The organism is Paenibacillus faecis, assembly GCF_008084145.1.
Classification (GTDB): Bacteria; Bacillota; Bacilli; order Paenibacillales; family Paenibacillaceae; genus Fontibacillus; species Fontibacillus faecis.
This window is the reverse complement of the sequence record NZ_VSDO01000001.1, coordinates 18300-39468: the sequence shown is the minus strand read 5'-3', so window position 1 is coordinate 39468 and position 21169 is coordinate 18300. Positions and strand designations below refer to the sequence as shown.

Below are 21169 nucleotides of genomic sequence, written 5' to 3'. Positions count from 1 at the left end.
GTTTGGGGAGGATGATGAGATGAAGGAAGCGGTTATTGTTTCGCTGGCCCGGACTGCGGTAGGGAAGGCGAAGAGGGGCAGCCTGGCGCAAACCCGTGCGGACGATCTGGGCAAGGCGGTGCTGGAGGCGGTGATCGAGCGGGCGCCGGGGTTGGAGAAGGCCGACGTGGAGGATATCATTATCGGCTGTGCCATGCCGGAAGGAGAGCAGGGGCTGAATTTTGCCCGGATCATGTCGCTGTATGCCGGGTTTCCGGTAACCGTTCCGGCTATTACGATCAACCGGTTCTGCTCCTCGGGCCTCCAGTCGATCGCGTTCGCGGCGGAGCGGATCATGCTGGGGCACGCGGAGGTCGTTATCGCCGGCGGGGTGGAAAGCATGAGCCACGTGCCGATGACGGGGTTCAAGGTGTCGCCGAATCCGAGAATCGTGGATCAGATGCCGGAGGTATACATGGCGATGGGGCATACCGCGGAACGTGTGGCCGAACGCTTCGGCATCACCCGCGAGGACCAAGACCGGTTCGCGCTCCGCTCGCATCAGAAGGCCGCCACGGCGATTGCCGAAGGCAAGTTCAAGGAGGAGATCGTGCCGTTTCAGGCGGAATTTACGCAGATCGGCGATGCTGGAAAACCGGTGAAGAAGACGCTGACGTTCGATACGGACGAAGGCGTTCGTCCGGACACGTCCTTGGACGCTTTGGCGAAGCTAAAGCCGGGATTTAAAGCGGGCGGGACGGTGACGGCGGGGAATACGTCGCAGATGAGCGACTGCGCCGCGGCGGTCGCCGTGATGAGCCGGGAACGCGCCGATCGGCTGGGACTCCGGCCGCTGGCGACCTTTCGTTCCTTCGCCCTGTCCGGGGTGGAGCCGGAACTGATGGGCGTCGGGCCGGTCGAAGCGATTCCCAAGGCGCTGCGGCTGGCCGGCATCGGGCTTCAAGACGTTTCGCTGTTTGAAATTAACGAGGCCTTTGCCTCCCAAAGCCTGCATATTATCCGCGAGTTAAACCTTGACGAGGACAAAGTCAACGTCAACGGCGGAGCGATTGCGCTCGGTCATCCGCTCGGATGTACCGGCACGAAGCTGAGCGCCACCCTGATTCAGGAGCTGCGCCGCCGCGGGGGCGGTTACGGTGTGGTCTCCATGTGTATCGGCGGCGGTATGGGAGCCGCCGGCGTGTTTGAGGTTCATAGTTAATCCGAGACGAAGGAGAGGATCATGATGAATCATGAGACGATGAGCAAGGTGCTGGGCGGAAGCTTTGTCATTGAAGACGGCGATTACCGAAGCGTTGTCGTTCCCGAGGATTTTACCGAGGAGCAGCGCATGATTGCGGATACGACGGTGCAGTTCGTCGAGGGGGAGATCGTTCCCAGGGACGAGGCGATCGAGAATCTCGACTATGGGCTGACGGTCGAACTGCTCCGCAAGGCCGGGGATTTGGGGCTGCTCGGCGCCGATGTTCCCGAGGCCTATGGCGGGCTCGGATTGGATAAGGTCAGCACCACGCTGATCAACGAGAAGCTGACCAAAGCCTCCTCGTTTGCGTTATCCTTCGGCGCCCATGTCGGGATCGGCACGCTGCCGATCGTATATTTCGGGACGGAGGCCCAGAAACGGAAATACTTGCCGGAGCTAGCCAGCGGCGCCAAAATCGCCGCCTACTGCCTGACCGAGCCCTCTTCCGGCTCGGATGCGCTCGGGGCCAAAGCGACGGCGAAGCTGGCGGAAGACGGCACCCATTACGTGCTGAACGGAACGAAGCAGTTCATTACGAACGCGGGATTTGCCGATATCTTTATCGTTTATGCCAAAGTGGACGGGAAAGACTTCAGCACGTTCATCGTCGAGCGGGAGATGGAAGGCGTCAGCGTCGGACCGGAGGAAAAGAAAATGGGCATCAAGGGTTCGTCCACGTGCCCGCTGATTCTGGAGGATGTCAAAGTGCCTGCGGAGAACCTGCTGTGGGAGGTCGGCAAAGGTCATTTGATCGCCTTCAACATCCTGAACATCGGCCGCTTTAAGCTGGCGGCGGGCTGCGTGGGCACGGCGAAGGACGCCATCGAGCTTAGCGCCGCATATGCTAATGAACGGACCCAGTTCGGCCGGAGTCTCTCTTCATTCCCGCTCGTCGGAAGAAAGCTGGCCGAGATGAATATCCGCACCTTCGTCATGGAGAGCATGGTCTATCGGACCGCCGGGCTGTTCGATATCGGGCTGGCCGAGGTGAATTATGAAAGCCCGGACGTCGGATACCAATCGGCCAAAGCGATCGCGGAATATCAGCTCGAGTGCTCGATCAATAAAGTGTTCGCTTCGGAAGCGCTGGATTTCGTGGCGGACGAAGGCGTTCAAATCCATGGGGGATACGGGTTTACCCGGGAATACCGCATCGAGCGGATCTACCGCGATTCCAGGATCAACCGGATCTTCGAAGGGACGAATGAGATCAATCGTCTGCTGATCCCCGGGGCCCTGATCAAACGGGCGATGAAAGGGGAGCTTCCGCTGATGGAAAAGGCTCTGAAACTGCAGGCCGAACTGATGGAGCCGCTGCCCGCCAGGTCCTTTGAAGGAACGCTGGAACAGGAAACGCATCTGCTGGCCATGGCGAAAAAAATCTTCCTGATGGCCGGAGCCCAAGCGGTCCAGAAATACCAGACGAAACTGGATCAGGAGCAGGAAATTCTGGCGCATCTGGCGGATATGATGATTGCGATCTACGCGATGGAAAGCGCTCTCTTCCGAACCCGGAAAATGATCGACCGGTCCGGAGAGGATAAGGCGCGGCTGGCCATCCAAATGACAACCGCCTTCGTTCACGACCAGTTTGGCCTGATCGCAAGCGGTGCGAGGGAGGTGCTGTCGGCGATGGAAAGCGGGGACACCTTGCGAACCCAGTTGTCCATCCTCAAAAAACTGGCGAAGCAGCCGGCCGTGGATCTGCTGCATTTAAAACGGTCCATCGCCGAGCAGGTCGTCCGCGCGGAGAAATATGTGGTATAGAAGGAAGCTGATCTACGGGAGGGAAGGCGATGTTGTTCGACAAGCCCTGGTTAAGACATTATCCCGCCGAAGTACCACCGACCTACGCTTATCCTGAGCAAAATTTGGCCCAATTTCTTGTGCAATCCGCCGAAGCGAATCCGAAAGGATGCGCGCTTGATTTTTTCGGTAAAAAAACGACTTACGCCCGTCTGCTGGAACAGAGTTACCGCTTTGCCCGGGCGCTGCTGCGCCTCGGGATCGTCAAAGGGGACCGGGTGGCCGTGATGCTCCCGAATTGCCCCCAAGCCGCTATCGCCTATTACGGCACCTTGCTGATGGGCGGTATCGTGGTGATGACCAATCCGCTGTATATGCCCCGGGAACTGGAGCATCAACTCACGGATTCGGGGGCGCGTCTCATCGTGACGCTCGACGTTCTGGTCTCCAGAGTGAAATCGTCCATGCGGGATCGTCCGCTGGAGAAGATCATCGTTACCCGGTTGCAGGACTACCTGCCTTTCCCCAAAAATGCGCTATACCCGCTTAAGGCCCGCAAAGAAGGGATGAAAGCCGATGTGGAATACGGTGAAAAGGTGCTCTCCTTCACGGCCTTGTTAAGGCAATCCTCGCCCGACCCTGTCGAGGTGCCGCTAAAGCCGGCCGAGGATTTGGCGCTCCTGCAGTATACGGGCGGAACGACCGGTTATGCCAAGGGGGTCATGCTGACCCACAGCAACCTGGTCGCCAACACCTTGCAAACCCGGCTGTGGTTTTACCGCTCCCGGGCTGGGCGCGAACGGTATATGGCGGCGCTCCCCTTTTTTCATGTGTTCGGTATGACCGTTCTGCTTAACCAGGCCATTTCGCTGGGCTGTACCCTCCTGCTTGTCCCGCGCTTTGAAGTCGGGCAGGTGCTGCGGTTGATCGACCGAAAGAAACCGACGGTTTTTCCCGGAGCGCCCACGATGTACGTGGCTATGATCCATCACCCCGACATCGGCCGATACGATTTGTCTTCGATCCGGGTGTGCATCAGCGGGGCGGCGTCGCTGCCCCTTGAAGTGCAGTCCCGGTTCGAGTCGCTGTCCGGCGGGAAACTGATCGAAGGGTACGGATTAACGGAGGCCTCGCCGGTGACGCATGCCAATAATATCTGGGAGAAGCGCAAGAACGGTTCCATCGGCATTCCTTTCCCCGACACGGAGGCCAAGATCGTCGAGCCGGATACGTTAACGGAAGTGGCGCCCGGGGAGATCGGCGAACTGGCCGTGAAGGGCCCGCAAGTGATGAAGGGGTACTGGAATCAGCCGGAGGAAACCTATAAATGCCTGAAGGACGGCTGGCTTTTGACCGGGGACTTGGGGAGGATGGACGAGGACGGGTTCTTTTATATATTGGACCGGAGGAAGGACCTCATTATTGCCGGCGGCTATAACATCTATCCCCGGGAAGTGGAGGAAGTGCTGTTCGAGCATCCCGCCGTGGAGGAAGCCATTGTCGCGGGGGTGTATGATCCCTATCGCGGCGAAACGGTGAAGGCTTATATCGTACCGCGGGCCGGCGCCGTTCCCGATGAGGAAGAGCTGAAGCTGTGGTGCAAAGGCAAGCTTGCGGCTTACAAGGTCCCCAAAATCTACGAGTTTCGGGAGAGTCTTCCCAAGACGCTGGCCGGAAAGGTGCTCCGCCGTAAATTGGTCGAGGAAGAAGCCGCAAGGCTGCAAGGACCGAGCGACGATGAAATGGAGCGGAAAGGAGGGTGATGTTATGAAAACGAATACAGAAGGGCGGCATCCGGATTGGGAGATATGGGATAAAGCCGCTAAGGGCACTTTATGGGAGCTGCTCGGCTGCAAGCTGGAAGCCGCGGATGACCGGAAAGTTGTCGCTACGCTCGAGATTCAGCCGCATCACTTGAACATGATCGGAATACTGCACGGCGGGGTTCACGCGGCGATGATGGACTCGACGATGGGGCTGCTGGCGATGATCTTGAAACCGGGCGCGAGCGTCGTGACGACCAATCTCAATCTTAACTATGTGGCCAAGGCGGAGTCCGGACAGGGGCCGGTTACCGTCACGGCCGAGGCGATCCATGTTTCGCGCAAATCGGTTACCGCCCAAGCAACGCTTCATACGAGGGATGGGGACTTGTGCGCCTTTGGTACGGGGACGTTTCGGGTAACTTAGCGTCACTACTAGACTCGTCGGTCTTATGCCGAACGGGTCTTTTATTTGTGGCTTTAACCAGTTGAACTCGCGAAGCGTGCGAAACAAGAAAACACCTGCTATGTGGGTGGTATAGTGCTGCTAATAGCAAAAACACCTGATGGGGTCGTTATCAAAGGAGTGTTCAAGCTACGATGTATAACGAAAGGAAAAGGTGGCTTAATGGCTAATCGAAGTGATATGTCACATCCAAAGAGGCGCCTAGTGTGCTTGCTTCCAAGCTTCCAACGCTAAAGATGCAATCTGCAGGAATTTAGGCCGTTCCCCGAGGGGAAAGGTCTAATGGCCGTAATCTCGCCACCCTTAGAAGCCGGGCGAGTGATAAGGGCTTTTTGAGGCGCTATTTTGTCGAATTCGTCCCTTCGGCGAGAAATAGCGGTCCTTTGGGGCCTTATTTTAAGGAAAAGCGGGTCGAAAACCGATTTTTGGACTCGCACCAGAGAAATAAAGCCCTTTTTAGCCGCTATTTTCCCCGAAAAAGCGAATTTGGGCGAAATAGCAGCCCAAAACGCCGCTATTTTAACGGGCGGCAAGTGAGATTGCGGGGTCGGCAACACTATGTCAGGTTTAATGCAACGACAGTGGCAGATTTGCAGGAATTATGAAATTTTTGGCCCCAAACAAAAAAACATGCACATCATATGCAGGAATTTTATGTCGAGGTTGTCTGACGGGGTACCAGTATAATCGATCCCTGCAGGGGTAGGCAAAGCGGCAACGGCATAGTAGCTTGAACGTAGTAGAGCTAGCGCCTTTAGGCGCGAGCCGGTAATAAAGGCTTATAGCCTTAGAGCAAACCGCCCGTCAGATGGGGGGATGATTTTGACCTTCGCCGTTGACGGAATTAGTTGCTTTTGTTATAGTTGTTTAAGCAACTAATTTAAGAGAGGACGTTCTGTATGGAAGCGCAGGATACTCATCTGGCTATCGGTTTTATTATGGGCGTCACTTACCGGAAAATTGCTGGCCTCCTGCAAAGCAGGCTGCGGGAATACGATATCACGCCGGAACAGTGGTCCGTCCTGTTTCAGATCGACCGTGCCGAAGGCCTGATTCAGCGGGAAATCGCCCGCCGTACGGGAAAAGACAAGCCAACCACCACCCGGATTCTCGATCATCTGGAGACGAAGGGGTTGGTCCACAAAAAGGCGGGAATACAGGATCGCCGCTCCTTTCTCGTCTTCAGCACGGAACGGGGCAAGGCGCTGATCCGGGACACGATCGCCATTGAGGCCGGAGTCACCGAGGACGTAAAGGCGTGTATGACCGAGGAGGAATACGGGCAATTGCTCGAACTTCTCCTGCGGATTAACCGTCATGTAGGCAGCCTGATCGAGGCCGAAGGTACTTCTTAGACAAGATAGAGTGGGAGAGATCAACTTGAATCAAGAGTTACACGGGGACAGGCTATGGGGCAAATCGTTCATATCCTTGACGGTATGCTCCTTTTTATTGTTCTTGAATTTGCAAATGCTGTTGTCGTCGTTTCCAGCCTATGTCAAAAATGAATTTCATGCCGGGGATTTGCAGGTCAGTCTGGTCACGAGCGTTTTTGCGCTCTCGGCCATCCTTACTCGTTTCCTGACGGCGGCGATGTTAAAAAGATGGTCCAGAAACGCGCTGCTGTTTGCCGGTCTGATCATCGCCGCCGTCACGACAGGGATCTATGTATGGGCCGGGTCGGTCGAAAGCCTGCTGCTGATGCGCGCCGGTTACGGGGTTGGGTTCGGCATGGCCAGTACCATTTTACCGACCCTTGTTTCGCAAATCATCCCTCTTCGTCGTATGGGGGAGGGGATCGGCTATTTCGGCCTGTCCACGAGCCTGGCGATGTCGATCGGGCCGATGGTCGGTTTGAATGTGATGAAGCAGGCCGGATTCGGTACGCTTAGTGCGGCCGGTACGGTCACGGTCGCTTTGATCCTGCCGATCTTGCTGCTGACCCGCTCGATTCCCCCGGCCCCGCAGATCTCGAGTCCCGGAGGGGAGGCAGGGGAAAGAAAGCCGGCCAAATTCAACACGGAACTGCTGCTGCCGGCCCTGCTCAATGTGACGTTATCGATTACTTATAGCGGTTTGTTGAGTTTTATCGCTCTATACGGCGATTTCAGGCACCTTGCTCAAGTCGGATTGTTCTTTCTGTTTAACGCGGTGACGATCATCGTCATTCGGCCGGTTTCGGGACGCGTGTTTGACCGCAGAGGCCCCGCGGCGGTGCTGATACCGGCCGCGATCCTGGTCGTGGCGAGCATGACTGTGTTGTCGTACGCGGGATCGATGCCGCTGTTGATTCTGTCGGCGCTCCTTTACGGCTTGGGCTTCGGCGCCATTCAGCCGACGATTCAAGCCTGGATGCTTCGCTCTTCGGCTCCCGAGCAGTACGGCACGGCGAACAGTATGTTCTACAATTCCACGGATTTTGGAGTGGCCATTGGCGCCTTGATCCTCGGGGCGATTGCTTCCGCGACCGATTATGCGGTTATGTATCGTTATTCCGCCGGTTTTATGGTACTTTTTCTTGTGATGTTTCTGGCCTTTATGCTGGTCACCAGAAGTAAAAAGTCAGCTTGATTCCATCATCATCCAGAGCATGGATTACCCGCCCGCCGAATGCCTTTCGTTCCTGGCTCGGCGGGCTTTTCGTACTCGGGCGGCGAGCTGGGCCGCGGCGAAGCTGAGGCAGATGAACACCCCTACGGTGAGCGTGTCGATCCACGCCGCCTCGTAATACATAGCGGTGGATTTCCGAAACAGGCCTGAAACGGCCAGTCCCAAGGCCTGAACGGCATAGATCAGCAGCGTATCCACAAGCGGGCGGAACCAGCGCCGGGTAGCTCTCCAATACCTGCCGAAGATAAAGAGCGCGACCGTATTGATCAAGATGAACGTAAACGATGGCGAATTTTCCGAGAATACGTCTTCGGCCACCTCCCAATTCGGCATCCATAAGGCGGCGATCAGCAGGTTGACCATGAGAAGAACCAAATATAAAGGTTTAAACCATTTCTTATCGTGCTGTTGTCGCTTTAATTCCCGGGCCTGTTCCATTTCCGGACTGCGCCAAGCCGGGAGGTCTTTTCTTGTAATCGTTCCGATGTCATTCAAATCGGCTTCGCCCGCGTAAGATTGTTTCTCCAATTGCCCGTAACCGGTTTGGTAATCCGCAGGAGCGGCCAGGGAGACATTTGCGGTGGAAGTCATCACGGTCACCCCCTGGCTCAAAAATCGCCCGACCCATTGAATTACCTCCTCTTTGTTCTCCATCCCGAAAAAAGCGTAATCCGTTTCCCCACGCTTATCCTCCCACTGGATGATCATCTGGGCGCCAATACGGTAGGATCCCGGCCTGTTCCCGCCGGTGGGGAGATAGCGTGTTTTTCGGGCAATCAAAACCTCTCTCATGCTGCCGTAGGGAATCAGATGCTTCCTTTCCGTTCCTTGTTTCAGATCCTTGTAATAGCTGAAGAATCCCTCGTCATTCAGCCCCGTTTCAAACCGGTGATCGGTATATAATTTGCTGTTCTTCCATGTGAACCAGGCCGCCCAGGAGATAACGGCGCCGGTAACCAGGGACAGCAGCGCGCCGCCCCACAACCCCGTCCAAAGCAGATAAGCGCCTAATCCGAAGCCGCCGAGACTCAACAGGGCCAGAAAGAAGAAAATCACGAGATGTGCGATCTTCGCCCAGCCCGGAATCTGATTGGAGTAATTCAAACTGTCGCCTTTGCGCATTTCAATCACGGATCATTCTCTCCCTTTGACTTGTGTTGTTTCCATCTGATTATAACATTAATAGCGCTTGGCTTTTGAAGAATACCGTCGAAAGAGTGGGGTATATTACAAAATACGACAAATGCGGAAAGGGTAAGGGGTAATGGTGGGTAAAGGAAACCAGGATTCCAACGAAAACCTTCCTTCGGATCTATCGCAAAGCGTTGAGATCTTCCGGAACCGCCTGGGCAAAAGCTCCGATTTTAAAGCCCGGGAGATCATCTTGCCCGGAGAAAGCTCTCCCGTCGCGGCGATTTGTTATTTCAACGGGCTGGTGGACCTGAAGAGCATCAATAAAATGATAGCCACCGTCAACGATTTTTTACTGGGGGAAAATCAAGGGAAACCTTCCCCTTCCTCCATCGTGGATATCATCCCAGGTGATTTGAGAAAGTCGGGCAACATCGATAACTTGATTCAGGCCGTCCTTGACGGTTCAACGGTCATGTTGATCGACGGAATTCCGAGCGCGGCGATCGTTTCACTTCCAGGGGGAAGGAGGAGATCCGTAGAGGAACCTTCTTCGCAAACGGTGATCCGTGGCCCCAAGGAGGGATTTACGGAGGACGTCGCAACCAACATTGCGCTGATCCGGCGAAAAATCCGATCCCCGGAGTTAAGATTTGAAGACCGCACGATCGGACGCGTGACGAAAACGCGGGTCTCGGTGGCTTATATCAATGGGATCGCTAAAGATGAAGTCGTAAAAGAAGTGTTGACCCGGCTCGATCGTATTGATGTGGATAGTATCCTGGAAAGCGGGTATATCGAGGAGTATATCCAAGACACGACGGCTACGCCTTTTCCGACGCTTATTAACACGGAGCGTCCGGATGCCGTCGCGGGAAATCTTCTGGACGGTCAGGTCGCCATTCTGGTGGACGGCAGTCCATTTGTGTTGGTTGCTCCCGTGACTTTCTTCAAGTTCTTTCTTGCGAGTGAGGACTACTACCAGCGTTATGATATTTCCAGCTTTCTCCGTCTGATCCGGCTTTTTTCCTTCTTGGTGGCTTTGCTGCTGCCCTCGCTCTATATCGCGGTGACGACATTTCAGCAGGAAATGATTCCGACCACGCTGCTGATCAGTCTCGCCGCCCAGCGGGAGGGAACGCCGCTGCCGGCCTTGCTTGAAGCTTTGCTGATGGAGCTGACTTTCGAAGTCATCCGCGAAGCCGGCGTACGCATGCCTAGGGTGGTCGGGCCGGCCATTTCCATTGTCGGCGCGCTCGTATTAGGGCAGGCCGCCGTACAGGCGGGGCTCGTGTCCGCCGCGATGGTTATTATCGTTTCCTTTACGGCGATCTCGAATTTTGTGATCCCTTACTTCAGTATGTCCGCGGCGGTCCGGCTCGTCCGCTTCGCGCTGATGCTGCTTGCCGGCACTTTCGGACTGTACGGAATTCTGGCGGGCGGGATTCCCTTATTGATACACATGGTTTCGCTGAAATCGTTTGGAGTTCCCTATTTCCTGCCCCTTGCTCCGTTAAGCTTTACAAATCTGAAGGATGTGTTGATCCGGGCGCCTTGGCCGCTGCTTAAAACGCGTCCGTCCTACATTAGCTCGGATAATCGGGACCGCCAAGCCTCCAAAAAGCAAAGCAAGAATTCAAAATAAGGAGAACCTCAGATGCGCAGGATCCGAACTTGTTGCCTATTGGTGCTGTTATCCTTGTTTGTAACCGGATGTTGGAACCGGACGGAACTGAACGAACTGGGGATCACGGTTGCCACCGGATTCGACCGGGAGAACGGGAAATGGTCGATGTCGTATCAGATCGCCGTGCCGTCGGCGATGGGAACCGCTCAGAGCGGGAGCGGCGGTGGAGGTGGGGGAGGAAAGCCCAGCGTCCATGTATTTACGACCGTAGGCTCTTCAATTAGGGAGGCGGCGGATTTGGGATATGTGGAAAATCCGCGCAGACTGTATTTCGCCCATACGGATCTTTTGGTGATTGGACGAGAAGCGGCCGAATTCGGCATCAGTGAGATTTTGGGACTCTACTTTCGGAACAATGATGCGCGGGAGACGGTATTGGTCGCCCTGACGGACGGTAAAGCCCGCGATATTTTAACTAAAGTCGTACCTTCCGAAACGATGCCGGGTACGGCCTTGGCCGAAATTATTCAAAAAGAAAGCAACTTTTCCTCCATTTTTCCTAAAGTCAAAGTATATGAGCTCGCCCAAAAGGTACTTTCGGACGCGGGGGCGGCGGGCGTCCCCGTGTTAGAATTCACCGGCAAAGGACAAAGCGGGATGGAATCGTTGGAGCAGACGACATCTTCACCGGGTACGTTAAAACTCACCCGGCTGGGTGTGTTTCACCGCGATCGTTTCGTAGGCTGGATGAACCGGGAGGAGAGCTTCGGCATTTCCTGGCTATCCGATCACGTCAAAGGGAGTACATTGGCATTTGGTTGTTCTGAAGGGAGTCAGGAAAAAAAGCAGTCATCATTCCGGATCACCAACGCGAAAACAACCGTCACGCCGATCAAGTCCGGGGAGCATTTCAAAATGAAGATCAAGGTAAAAGCCAAAGGAGATTTACTGGAGTTCCAATGCAATGGCGATTTGACCAAACCGGAAGTGATCCGCAAGATCGAAAAAACGCTGGAAGAAGACATTCTCGCAATTATACAGGCCGGGTGGAAAGCAAGCAAACGGATGCGTGTCGATCTGCCGGGATTCGCCGATAAAGTACATCGTAAATACCCGAAAACATGGAGAGAGATCAAGGCTACCTGGGAAGACGAATTGGCTCACATCGAACTGGATACGGAAGTCCATGTTTCCGTACAGCGACCGGGACTCATCAAAAAATCGTTCGAGCAGCTTCAAAAAGAGACCGGAGAGCAGGACAGATAACAAGGTGGAAGAGGGGGGAGTAGGATGAACGAAGAGAGCAGATTAGCCGAATTGATCGCCTGTTTTATCCTCTTTGAAATCGGCAGCACCACCCTGTTTCAGATGGCTGCGGATGCCGGCCAGGATGCCTGGCTCTCCATGCTGATCGGGTCCGCCGTCGGCTTTATGCTGCTTCTTTTGTATCTCTGGATCCACAAGATGAATCCGAATCGAAGCCTTTACGAACTGTGCATCCACTTTTTGGGAAAGTGGATTGGTAAGGGCGTCGGTTTCATGTTGGTGTTCTACTTTGCCTACGAGTCCTCCCGGAACTTACGCGACCTAGGAGAGCTTGCCGCATTTGCGCTGTTGAATCGGACTCCGTTGGCGGTCCTCATGTTAATCGGAATTCTCGTCGTGGGCAACAGTGTCCGTTACGGGCCCCATATTGTATTTTTAGTTTGTCTCGCTCTGCTGCCTACCGTAATTTTAAGCTATCTGCTGCTGATCTTTATGATCATAGGAAAAGGAATGGTTCATCTTGAATTTATGCAGCCCGTTCTCGAGAACGGGTTAGGACCGGTTATTTCGGCGGCTTTACCTGAAACGGTCTCGTTTCCGTTCGGGCAGAGCTTGCTGTTCCTCGTCTTCTTCCCGTTGGTAAAGAAAGGTAAAAGCTTGGGAAAAGCCATGATGATCTCGTATATCTGCACCGCGATCGGGTTGACGATCATCAATCAAATCAATATTTTGGTGATGGGGCCGGCATTGACAAAAGTAATTATGTTTCCGCTGCTTCAAGTCGTGCAATTAATCGAAGCTGCGGAGGTTTTTGAACGAATGGACGTGCTGTTTGTCATCGTCCTGTTTGTCGGGTTGGGGGTTAAAATTCTCATGTTCTATATCGGAGCCGTTACAGGACTTGCTCAAATTACAAAAATCGGATACCGGAAATGGGTGATCCCGACCGGGCTGCTGATTTTTGCCGCATCCTTTGCCTCCCCGAACTTTTCGCACCATCTTTGGCTCGGCATCGACGTGGTCGTAAACCGGGTGGACCCCTATTTTCAGTTCGGGATGCCGCTTGTTCTGCTTAGCGTCATGCTGCTGCGGCGGAAAAAAAGAATGCAGAAATAACGCCGCCTAGTCGGGTTAGTTATTTGCCTTTTCGGGTGAGTTCCGTGAGGCGGTCCCACTCTTCTTTGGACAGCTCGGCGAGGTCGTTGAACTGGCCCGCTCCCCTCAACCATTCGCCGCCGTCGATGGCGATAACTTCGCCATTGATGTAAGAAGCGGCGTCGGAAACCAGGAAAGCGGCGAGATCCGCCAATTCGCCGGGCGAACCGGTTCGGCCGAGAGGCAGGCGCGCCCTCATTTTGGCCTCCAGCTCGGGGGTCGGGGAGAGGCGGGAGCCCGCGCCTTCCGTAGGGAAGACCCCGGGAGCGATGGCGACCTGGCGAATGCCGTAGGGCGCCCACTCGACCGCGAGGGAGCGGGTCAGGGCGAGGACGCCGGCTTTAGCCGCAGCGGACGGGACCACATAAGCGGAGCCCGTCATGGCGTAGGTCGTGACGATGTTCAGCATCACGCCTTGGCGTCGTTGCCCGATCCAGCGCTTGCCGACTTCCAGCGCCGTGTAAAAAGTCCCGTGCAGGACGATGCCCAGCACGGCGTCGACCGCCCTGGGGGACAGGCGCTCCGTGGGACTGATGAAGTTGCCCGCCGCATTGTTCACGAGCACATCGATGCCACCGTAACGGGTTTCCACCGCTTCCACCAGTTCTCTAACCTGATCCGGCTCCCTTACATCGCATGTCTTATAGAAAACGGGGCTGCCGTTTCGGGCTTCAAGCTCCTCGGCTGCCTGGCGCAGGACTTCTTCCCGTCGGCCGCAAATGGCCAGCCTTGCCCCCAGTTCCAAAAACCGGTTCCCCATCTCCAATCCAAGCCCGGTTCCGCCCCCGGTCACCAAGACGACTTTGCCTTGCAGCAGATTTTCCTGAAAGACGCCCATCTAAAGCTCCCCTTTCGGATTAAATTCGCATATTCTAGAAGTATTCGATCCGAAGGCGCTTTAAACCTTTATGAGTCATCCGAGTTTGCAACGAAAAAACCGCCCCGGAAGGATCTTCCGAGACGGCCTGGCCAAAGCGAGCTTATTCTTTTGCGGACTTGGAATCGGTAAAGGCTACCGGCTTGGCAACCCATTCATCGGCTTCCGGTTCGATATCCACACCGTTTTCCATCTTCTTCTTTTCTGCCATAGAATCTCCTTGATGCGGCTTATTGCGAAGTTCGGATTCATCGTGATATCGGTTATTCTCCTGATTAGGCATGGTCAAATCCTCCTTTAGGTGTCGGTTTCTGGGGTGACTCCTTATTTATAGTTACCCGTTCCGACTATTTACAAACATCTTTTCGATTCAAGATAAAAGCGCTTTAACTTTCGGTAAAAATGGTATATAATACCTTTGTAGGACATCCTTGTTAACACAGAATTCCGCCCTGCAGTTTCTATTATGAACACTTAAGGAGGAATGATCATGGTAAGGTCAAGGACAAATGGTACGAGACACGGCAAGAGGCAATGGAAGTGGATGAAAATTTTGTTGATGGTGGTGCTGCTTGTGCCAACGGTTTCTTTTTTATCCGAGAATGACGCCCAAGCTGCCGCGCCTAACCGGCCGTTTCCCCAGCAAGTGGATTACCCCGGCATCATAAAACCCGCCCACGTCACGCAGAGCGACATGAATCGATCCGTTTCCGCTTACTATGATTACTGGAAGTCCAAGTATTTGAAGCATGATTTGAAATCATTGCCCGGAGGGTTTTACGTCAAAGGCAATATAACCGGCGATCCCGACGGATTTAAGGCGTTAGGCTCGTCCGAAGGCCAAGGCTACGGGATGATCATCGCCGCCCTGATGGCCGGACACGATCCGGAGGCTCAAACGATCTACAATGGACTATTCAAAACTGCACGCGCTTACAAGAGCTCGGGAAATCCCAACCTGATGGGTTGGATCGTAGCCGATGACGTTCGGGCTCAAGGCCATTTCGGTTCCGCCACGGATGGGGACCTGGATATCGCTTATTCGTTGATCCTGGCCCATTATCAATGGGGATCGGACGGTGAGATCCATTATTTGAACGAAGCGCGGAAAATGATCAACGAAGGAATTAAAGCAAGCTACGTAACGAACCAGCGCCGGGTCAATCTTGGGGATTGGGATAGTAAGAACGCCTTGAATACCCGGCCGTCGGATTGGATGCTGAGCCATTTCCGGGCTTTTCACGAGGTTACCGGAGACCCGGTTTGGATCGAAGTGATCGATAATCTTTATCAGGTTTACAATCAATTCAGCTCGCGGTATTCCTCCGCAACCGGCCTGATTTCCGATTTTGTCGTCGAAGATCCGCCCAAACCGGCTCCGGAATATTACTTGGATGAATTTAAAGAAACGAACCAATATTACTATAATGCGAGCCGTTTTCCGCTTCGGATTGTGATGGACTACGCTTTCTACGGAGATCCCAGAGGGAAGGCCGTGGCGGACAAGCTGGCCAACTGGATCAAGTCCAAGAGCGGCAATAAGCCGGCCAATGTGAAGAACGGGTACAAGATGGACGGGACGCCGATCGGCGACTATGCGACCGCCGTGTTTGTCTCTCCGCTGATCGCCGCGGGAACGGCGAACGGGGCGCATCAAACCTGGGTAAATGCCGGTTGGGATTGGATGAAGAATAAGAAAGAGGATTACTTCAGCGACACTTATAATCTGCTGTGCATGCTTTATTTGTCCGGCAACTGGTGGATTCCGTCAGGGCAAGCCCCGGAGCCGGTCGAGAACCTGGCGCTGAACAAACCCGCGTTCGCCAGTTCGATCGAGGGAACGGGATTTGAAGCGGGCAAAGCGTTCGACGGCAATCTGGTTTCCCGCTGGGCCAGCAACGAAGGGACGGATCCCGAATGGATCTATGTGGACTTGGGCAGCACCCGCTCCGTTTCCGGCGTAAAGTTGAAATGGGAGGACGCTTACGCTATCCAATTTAAAATTCAGGTATCTTCCGATGCCGGCGGAACACCGGTTCATTGGACCGATGCGGCTACGATCTCTAATGGGGATGGAGGGGAGGACGAGATTACCTTCACTCCGCAAAACGCCAGGTATGTAAGAATGTATGGAATCCAGCGGGGGACGCCGTATGGCTATTCGCTGTACGAGTTTGAGGTGTACGGAGAAAACTAAAGATGTGAAAGAATCAGGAAGTCGGGCGCTAACGTCCGGCTTCCTTTGCATTTGCGGGAATGTTCCCGTGAGTCACGCCTAGCATGGCATCCCGATACCGGGACGGAGATAAGCCGGTTACACGCTTAAACATTTTTGAAAAGAGGAGCGGGTCGCTGTAGCCGACGGAGCGAGCGACATCGGCGATGGACAGGTTTAGCGACTCCAGCAGTTCCTTCGCTTTGTTCATGCGAAATTGCAGTAAATATTTCTGGGGCGATATCTTCATTCTTTCTTTGAACAAGGTGGAAAGGTAAACCCGGTCGATCCCGATGATCCGGGCGAGCTCGGTGATGCTGACCGGATTGGAGTAGTTCATCCGGATATATTCGATCGTCCGGTCCACATAGCGGGTTTTGGAAGCCGGTTGGGAGGCGTTTCCGACGCTCGAGAGCATTTCTCCCAACCAGTCGGCGAAAAAACGGTATAACCCGCTGCGCAGGGCCAATCCGCAGATCGGCTCGGGTCTGGCGGCGGCCGCCGCGAATTCGTCCAAATACGTATCGAACCAGGCGGGACGGGAGCAGGCGAATACGGGACGCTCCCGGCATAATCCCGCAGCCGAGAGCATCGTCTCCGCGTCTTCCCCCTCGAAGGCGATCCAGGAATAAACCCAAGGATCCGCTTCGTCCGCCCGCATGCAGCAGATCTGCCCGGGATAAACGGCAAATCCCGCTCCTTTTGCGAGTTCGTAGGTGTGACCGTTAAAGTCGTACCGGCCCTTCCCCTCATGGATGAACAGCAGCTTGTACTGCTCTTTGATGCCCGGGCCCCAGCAATATCCGCGCTCACAGTGCTGCTTGCCGTGGTAGCAGTAAGTTATCTCGTATTGCGTCGTCATGATTTGTACGCTCCTGTTCTTGAAGTGTAATTACATTATGCCATGAAGATTCAACATGCGGATATTTATTTATCGGCTTATTGCCCGGTATAATCAGGATGTAAACGTTTTTCTTATTAATATGATGACATGCGAAAAAGATCCTCCGGGGAGGATCTGAGTCATGCGGAGGTACATGAATAAGATCGCTCCGGGGAGGATCTGGGTCATGGGGGTGACTATGCCATCAGGGGAGTAAAGTGCCTAGCGCACTTTCAACCCTTCCAACTCCAAAAAGATGCAAATCTGCAGGTATTTAGGCCCGATCGACGAGGGAATGAGAAAAAAGATGCAAATCTGCAGGCATTTCTAGCGATTTTAGAGAAACGAGCCCGTTTTGTCGAAAATTCCTGCAGATTTGCAGGAATTTTCGAATTTTTGTTCCGAACAAGAAAAAAACATGCAGAAATGCAGGAATTAGAGCCTAGCTGTCGTTGCAATATCGGCATTTTGGGCCGTTATTCCGGCCCGATTCGCCTCCACTGAGAAAATAGCGGTAAAAAAAGGTCTTATTTCCTGCTTCAGGGGCCGATAATCAGGTTTTGACCCGCTTTTTCCTAAAATAGGGCCCTAAAATGCCGCTAATTCCCGGATCTAAGCCCAATTCGACAAAATAGGGGCGTAAAAGGCCGTAAAAGGCCGTAAAAGGCTTTTATCACGGTTCACCTACCCGGTTTTCAAAAGGAAAATGGGCTTAGGATAGGTTTTTGGCCTAGAGTTGCAGCGTGCAGAAATTTTACGCAAAACAAGGTTATCCGATGGATCCTTAGATCCTCCGGGGAGGATCTAGATCATAAGGATTTCGCGGATTTCTTGTTCCGTGAGACTGGACAAGGCTTCCTGGCCGGGCTCGATCACTTCGTCGATGAGGTCTCTTTTCTTCTGCTGAAGCTCGTACATTTTCTCTTCGACCGTATTTTCGGTGATCAGCCGAATGACTTGAACGACATTTTTCTGGCCCATGCGATGGGCCCGGTCGGCCGCTTGCTGCTCGACAGCCGGGTTCCACCAAAGATCGTAAAGAATCACGGTATCGGCTCCGGTCAGATTGAGCCCGGTGCCTCCGGCTTTCAAGGAGATCAGGAAGATGTCGCGCTCGCCTTCGTTAAAACGGGAACATAGCTCGACGCGTTCGGCAGGTGGCGTTTTACCGTCCAGATAGAAAAAGGGAGCGCCGCGATACCCCAATTCTTTGCCGATCATCCCGAGCATTTCGGTAAACTGCGAGAAGATCAGCAACCTTCTGCCGGCGCCGAGACACTCTTCCGTAATTTCCAGCAGCTGCTCGAACTTGGCTGAGCCGCCTTCGTAATCCTCGACGAACAAGGAGGGATGGCAGCACAGCTGACGGAGCCGGGTCAGGCCGGCCAGGATACGGATCCGGTTCTTCTGGAAGCTCTCTTCGTTCAGATGTTTTAAGGTTTCCTGCTGCAGTTGGGCCAAAAGGGCGGCATACAGCTTCTTCTGGTCCGGAAGCAGTTCCGAAGTTTGCACGGTTTCAATTTTTTCGGGAAGCTCCTTCAGGACATCGGTTTTCAAACGCCGGAGCAGGAACGGTCGGATCATTCTGGCGATCTGCTCCCGGCTTAACTCGTGAAACTGCTGGCGGCTCTGGAACAGGGACGGGAACACGACGTCATAGATCGACCAAAGCTCTTCCAGTTTGTTTTCCACCGGCGTTCCGGTTAAGGCAAAGCGATGCTTGGCCTGCAGCGCTTTGACTGCCTGCGCCGTTTGAGTAGCGTAATTCTTGAACGTTTGCGCCTCATCGAGAAACATGCTGTGGAACGCATGCTTGGCAAACTGCTCAATATCCATGCGCAGGACCGGGTAGGAAACGATCAGCACGTCGGTTGTCCCGGCTCGCTTAAGTACATCCAGCCTGTCGCTTTTGCTCCCGTCGGCTACCTCGCAACGGATGTCCGGAGCGAATTTGCGCAGCTCGTTCCTCCAGTTATATACGAGGGAGGCGGGAGCTACGATGAGAGCCGGCTGCTGTTGATCCCGAATTTCCGGAAGGACCGAGACGAGAAAAGCGATGCTTTGCAGGGTTTTCCCAAGGCCCATGTCATCGGCGAGAATGCCGCCGAACCGGTAATGGGCCAGCATTTTCATCCACTGGTACCCGTAAGCCTGATAATCGCGGAGCACGGACGACAGTTGCGGGGGAACCGGGAAATCGAGACTGTCCGGATTTTTGATGTGATGCAAGAGCAGACGGAAGTTCTTGTCCAGTTTGATGGAGCTGCCGTACTTGTGCTCGTCCAGCAGGTGCAAGCCCTTGGTCACCGGGACGCGAAATTCGTTTCCGGCTTCGCCGATCAGGTGTGGCCCCAAATCGTTCATCAGCGCGACGATTTGTTTGAAATTGTCATGATCCAACGGCAGCAAGGCGCCTTCGGGAAGCCGGTAGTATTTTCTTTTTACGGCCAAGGCCTGAATCACTCCCCGGATTTCCTGTTCCGATATCCCGCTTAAATCAATGGAGACCTCGAGCCAGTCCGTGCGCTCTCCCAGTTGAACCGAAACCTTCGGCGGGGCGGAAACCGGTACGATGCGGGTCTTTACCGCCGAGGTGGCATATACTTCAAGCAGTTGTTCGAGCCGGGGGACGATATGCACCAGGAAATCGTATTCCGCATCTTCATCGTCCAGAAAGTAGCCGCTCTCCGTTTTAACGAAGGAGCTTTCATCCATCATTTGCAGGATCCGGCTTTCCTGCTCTTCGTCGCGCATCAAAATGAGGTCGCTGCCACGGGCGGTTCCGCTTTCGAGCGGGTTGAGTACGATATCGCCGTACTGGAATTCCAATCCGGCCAGCAGCCGGTTGCGAACCCGATCCAGGTAAAGCCGGGCTTTCAGCGGGGATCTCACCATCCGCTCGGTAACGGCATCCGCGATTTGAACGGAGCCCATCCTTTGCAAACCCGGCAGAACCCGCTGCATGAACGGTTCCATTTGTTCGGCGGCGATATGGATATGATTCCTTCGGGAAGCCTCCAGCATGTTTTTGAGTTCCCGCAAGCGCCGGCATCGGTCGACCTGGAGATTCCGAAGGATGCCGTCCGCGAGAACCAGTCCGTAGCTTTCCAAGATTTTCAAATCGGCAAGCCCCTCGACATCGAGGCGGTAGCCGCCGTCTTCGGCCCGATCGAATCTATAATTCACCGGGAGCGGATCGTCCGAAATCACGAACGGCCGGGGCTTTCCGTGTCCGGGATCCAGCTTGACGGACGAGGGGGACGCCCGGAAGCCGCGGAGCAGCTCGGCCCAGGCGTAGGGAGGCAGGAGCAGGGTTCGGTTCTCCTTGTTGCGCCTTGCGGCTCCGCCGCTCCATCTGGCCTCTTCCTGGTAAAGCCGCTCGTTTCGCGATATCTCGATCAGTTGGCGCAGGATGACGTCCTGGCTTGGTTCGAAGCTATGTTGCGCCGGGTCATAACTGAACTGTTCGGAGAACGGATAGCTCTCCCCGCGTTCAAGATGGTCGAGAAAGTCGCGGATATGTTTGACAATATAAAGCCTGCCACCGCCGATCTTGAGTTCGACCCCGAACACGTACAGATTGGGTCCGATATACGAGGTTTTGAGAATAAATTCGGCTTGCAGCTGGATTCGGGCGTCAAAACGGGAACCCGCCGTTTTCCTGCGCACTCCGCCTTGCTCGAACAGACCCATCACATCCCGGGTTAACCACACATCCCGGGAGGAGCCGCCGGAACGGCGGCCGGACGGGTCGTACCGCTCCGTCAAGCCGGTGAAGGTACCGCCCGAAGGCCGGCCTTCGGGATGCAGCAGGGAAACGGATCGCGCCGGCATCCGGGAGCCGGCTTGCTGCTCCCGGATGCCGAGCAGGACGGCGGCGATATGTTTGCAATGGTTGTTATATAAAGCGTAAGCGGGACATTGGCATTCGGCGGACACATCGCCGTTCAGGTCGATATGAACGAACACGCGGTAACTGTCGGTTCCGCGGACGATGGCCTGATAATGACCGGTCTCCGGTTCGGTATGGGTGAAGGAGACTCTCTTCTGCCGGAAGTAGGCCTCGCCGCGATCGTACGCGATGCGGCCGCACAGCAGTTTGATCAGCCGCTCGGTTAAGGGTGAGCTCACAGGCGTACCCTCCTTAAAACCAGTAATTTAGACACTATTTCATATTACCAGAAACG

General features: G+C 54.6%; 15 protein-coding genes and 1 pseudogene. 11 read left to right on the top strand and 5 right to left on the bottom strand.

What is annotated here, in order from left to right; genetic code table 11:
* Nucleotides 1-19: 19 nt before the first annotated feature.
* From FRY98_RS00175 to FRY98_RS00150, 6 genes are all read left to right on the top strand, one after another.
* The gene (locus FRY98_RS00175) at nucleotides 20-1201 is read left to right on the top strand and encodes an acetyl-CoA C-acyltransferase (protein ID WP_148449571.1); all 1182 of its coding nucleotides are present in this window, start codon (nucleotides 20-22) and stop codon (nucleotides 1199-1201) included.
* 24 nt (nucleotides 1202-1225) lie between these two features.
* Nucleotides 1226-3010: an acyl-CoA dehydrogenase family protein gene (locus tag FRY98_RS00170; RefSeq protein WP_148451129.1), complete on the top strand. Its 1785-nt coding sequence runs from the start codon at nucleotides 1226-1228 to the stop codon at nucleotides 3008-3010.
* Nucleotides 3011-3042: 32 nt separating this feature from the next.
* Nucleotides 3043-4752 (top strand): long-chain-fatty-acid--CoA ligase, encoded by a 1710-nt coding sequence (locus FRY98_RS00165; RefSeq protein WP_276508680.1) that lies wholly within the window; start codon nucleotides 3043-3045, stop codon nucleotides 4750-4752.
* 4 nt (nucleotides 4753-4756) lie between these two features.
* A complete protein-coding gene (locus FRY98_RS00160) occupies nucleotides 4757-5179 on the top strand; it encodes a PaaI family thioesterase (protein WP_148449569.1) in 423 nt (140 codons plus the stop codon).
* Nucleotides 5180-6117: 938 nt separating this feature from the next.
* Nucleotides 6118-6573 carry a MarR family winged helix-turn-helix transcriptional regulator gene (locus FRY98_RS00155; protein ID WP_148449568.1) on the top strand — a complete coding sequence of 152 codons (456 nt, stop codon included), beginning with the start codon at nucleotides 6118-6120 and terminating at the stop codon, nucleotides 6571-6573.
* A 25-nt stretch (nucleotides 6574-6598) separates the two neighbouring features.
* Nucleotides 6599-7789 (top strand): MFS transporter, encoded by a 1191-nt coding sequence (locus FRY98_RS00150; RefSeq protein ID WP_263639314.1) that lies wholly within the window; start codon nucleotides 6599-6601, stop codon nucleotides 7787-7789.
* Nucleotides 7790-7813: 24 nt separating this feature from the next.
* Here the strand turns inward: FRY98_RS00150 and FRY98_RS00145 are convergent, their stop codons facing one another.
* Entirely contained in the window at nucleotides 7814-8959 is a 1146-nt protein-coding gene (locus FRY98_RS00145; protein ID WP_148449567.1) for a hypothetical protein, read from the bottom strand.
* 133 nt (nucleotides 8960-9092) lie between these two features.
* On the opposite strand from FRY98_RS00145, the gene FRY98_RS00140 reads away from it, so the two are divergent.
* Genes FRY98_RS00140 through FRY98_RS00130 form a run of 3 tightly spaced genes read left to right on the top strand, consistent with a single transcriptional unit; the run spans nucleotide 9093 to nucleotide 12968 of the window.
* The gene (locus tag FRY98_RS00140; RefSeq protein ID WP_148449566.1) at nucleotides 9093-10604 is read left to right on the top strand and encodes a spore germination protein; all 1512 of its coding nucleotides are present in this window, start codon (nucleotides 9093-9095) and stop codon (nucleotides 10602-10604) included.
* Nucleotides 10605-10616: 12 nt separating this feature from the next.
* Entirely contained in the window at nucleotides 10617-11852 is a 1236-nt protein-coding gene (locus FRY98_RS00135) for a Ger(x)C family spore germination protein (RefSeq protein ID WP_148449565.1), read from the top strand.
* Between the two features lie 24 nt (nucleotides 11853-11876).
* On the top strand, nucleotides 11877-12968 hold the full coding sequence (locus FRY98_RS00130; protein ID WP_170286982.1) for a GerAB/ArcD/ProY family transporter: 1092 nt from the start codon (nucleotides 11877-11879) through the stop codon (nucleotides 12966-12968).
* 19 nt (nucleotides 12969-12987) lie between these two features.
* Here FRY98_RS00130 and FRY98_RS00125 read toward each other — a convergent pair whose 3' ends face one another.
* Both FRY98_RS00125 and FRY98_RS00120 read right to left on the bottom strand, forming a co-directional pair.
* The gene (locus FRY98_RS00125) at nucleotides 12988-13845 is read right to left on the bottom strand and encodes an SDR family oxidoreductase (protein ID WP_148449564.1); all 858 of its coding nucleotides are present in this window, start codon (nucleotides 13843-13845) and stop codon (nucleotides 12988-12990) included.
* Nucleotides 13846-13987: 142 nt separating this feature from the next.
* Complete coding sequence (locus FRY98_RS00120) at nucleotides 13988-14167, bottom strand: hypothetical protein (RefSeq protein ID WP_148449563.1); 180 nt, start codon at nucleotides 14165-14167, stop codon at nucleotides 13988-13990.
* Nucleotides 14168-14509: 342 nt separating this feature from the next.
* Here FRY98_RS00120 and FRY98_RS00115 point away from each other — a divergent pair.
* Nucleotides 14510-15652: pseudogene (locus FRY98_RS00115) on the top strand (family 8 glycosyl hydrolase); the annotation flags it as partial.
* Nucleotides 15629-16081, top strand: a complete 453-nt coding sequence (locus tag FRY98_RS28725) for a discoidin domain-containing protein (RefSeq protein WP_225040749.1) — start codon at nucleotides 15629-15631, stop codon at nucleotides 16079-16081. The pseudogene FRY98_RS00115 and the gene FRY98_RS28725, both read left to right, overlap by 24 nt.
* A gap of 28 nt (nucleotides 16082-16109) precedes the next feature.
* Here FRY98_RS28725 and FRY98_RS00110 read toward each other — a convergent pair whose 3' ends face one another.
* On the bottom strand, nucleotides 16110-16961 hold the full coding sequence (locus tag FRY98_RS00110; RefSeq protein WP_148449561.1) for an AraC family transcriptional regulator: 852 nt from the start codon (nucleotides 16959-16961) through the stop codon (nucleotides 16110-16112).
* 825 nt (nucleotides 16962-17786) lie between these two features.
* Nucleotides 17787-21113, bottom strand: coding sequence for a DEAD/DEAH box helicase (locus FRY98_RS00105; RefSeq protein ID WP_148449560.1), 3327 nt, complete (start codon nucleotides 21111-21113; stop codon nucleotides 17787-17789).
* Between the last annotated feature and the right edge of the window lie 56 nt (nucleotides 21114-21169).

What these genes read in the sequence shown, in the direction of transcription:
- FRY98_RS00175 (WP_148449571.1), top strand. Translation starts at nt 20, where the DNA reads ATGAAGGAAGCGGTTATTGTTTCGCTGGCCCGGACTGCGGTAGGGAAG.
- FRY98_RS00170 (WP_148451129.1), top strand. Translation starts at nt 1,226, where the DNA reads ATGAATCATGAGACGATGAGCAAGGTGCTGGGCGGAAGCTTTGTCATT.
- FRY98_RS00160 (WP_148449569.1), top strand. Translation starts at nt 4,757, where the DNA reads ATGAAAACGAATACAGAAGGGCGGCATCCGGATTGGGAGATATGGGAT.
- FRY98_RS00155 (WP_148449568.1), top strand. Translation starts at nt 6,118, where the DNA reads ATGGAAGCGCAGGATACTCATCTGGCTATCGGTTTTATTATGGGCGTC.
- FRY98_RS00140 (WP_148449566.1), top strand. Translation starts at nt 9,093, where the DNA reads ATGGTGGGTAAAGGAAACCAGGATTCCAACGAAAACCTTCCTTCGGAT.
- FRY98_RS00135 (WP_148449565.1), top strand. Translation starts at nt 10,617, where the DNA reads ATGCGCAGGATCCGAACTTGTTGCCTATTGGTGCTGTTATCCTTGTTT.
- FRY98_RS00130 (WP_170286982.1), top strand. Translation starts at nt 11,877, where the DNA reads ATGAACGAAGAGAGCAGATTAGCCGAATTGATCGCCTGTTTTATCCTC.
- FRY98_RS00125 (WP_148449564.1), bottom strand. Translation starts at nt 13,845, where the DNA reads ATGGGCGTCTTTCAGGAAAATCTGCTGCAAGGCAAAGTCGTCTTGGTG.
- FRY98_RS00120 (WP_148449563.1), bottom strand. Translation starts at nt 14,167, where the DNA reads ATGCCTAATCAGGAGAATAACCGATATCACGATGAATCCGAACTTCGC.
- FRY98_RS00110 (WP_148449561.1), bottom strand. Translation starts at nt 16,961, where the DNA reads ATGACGACGCAATACGAGATAACTTACTGCTACCACGGCAAGCAGCAC.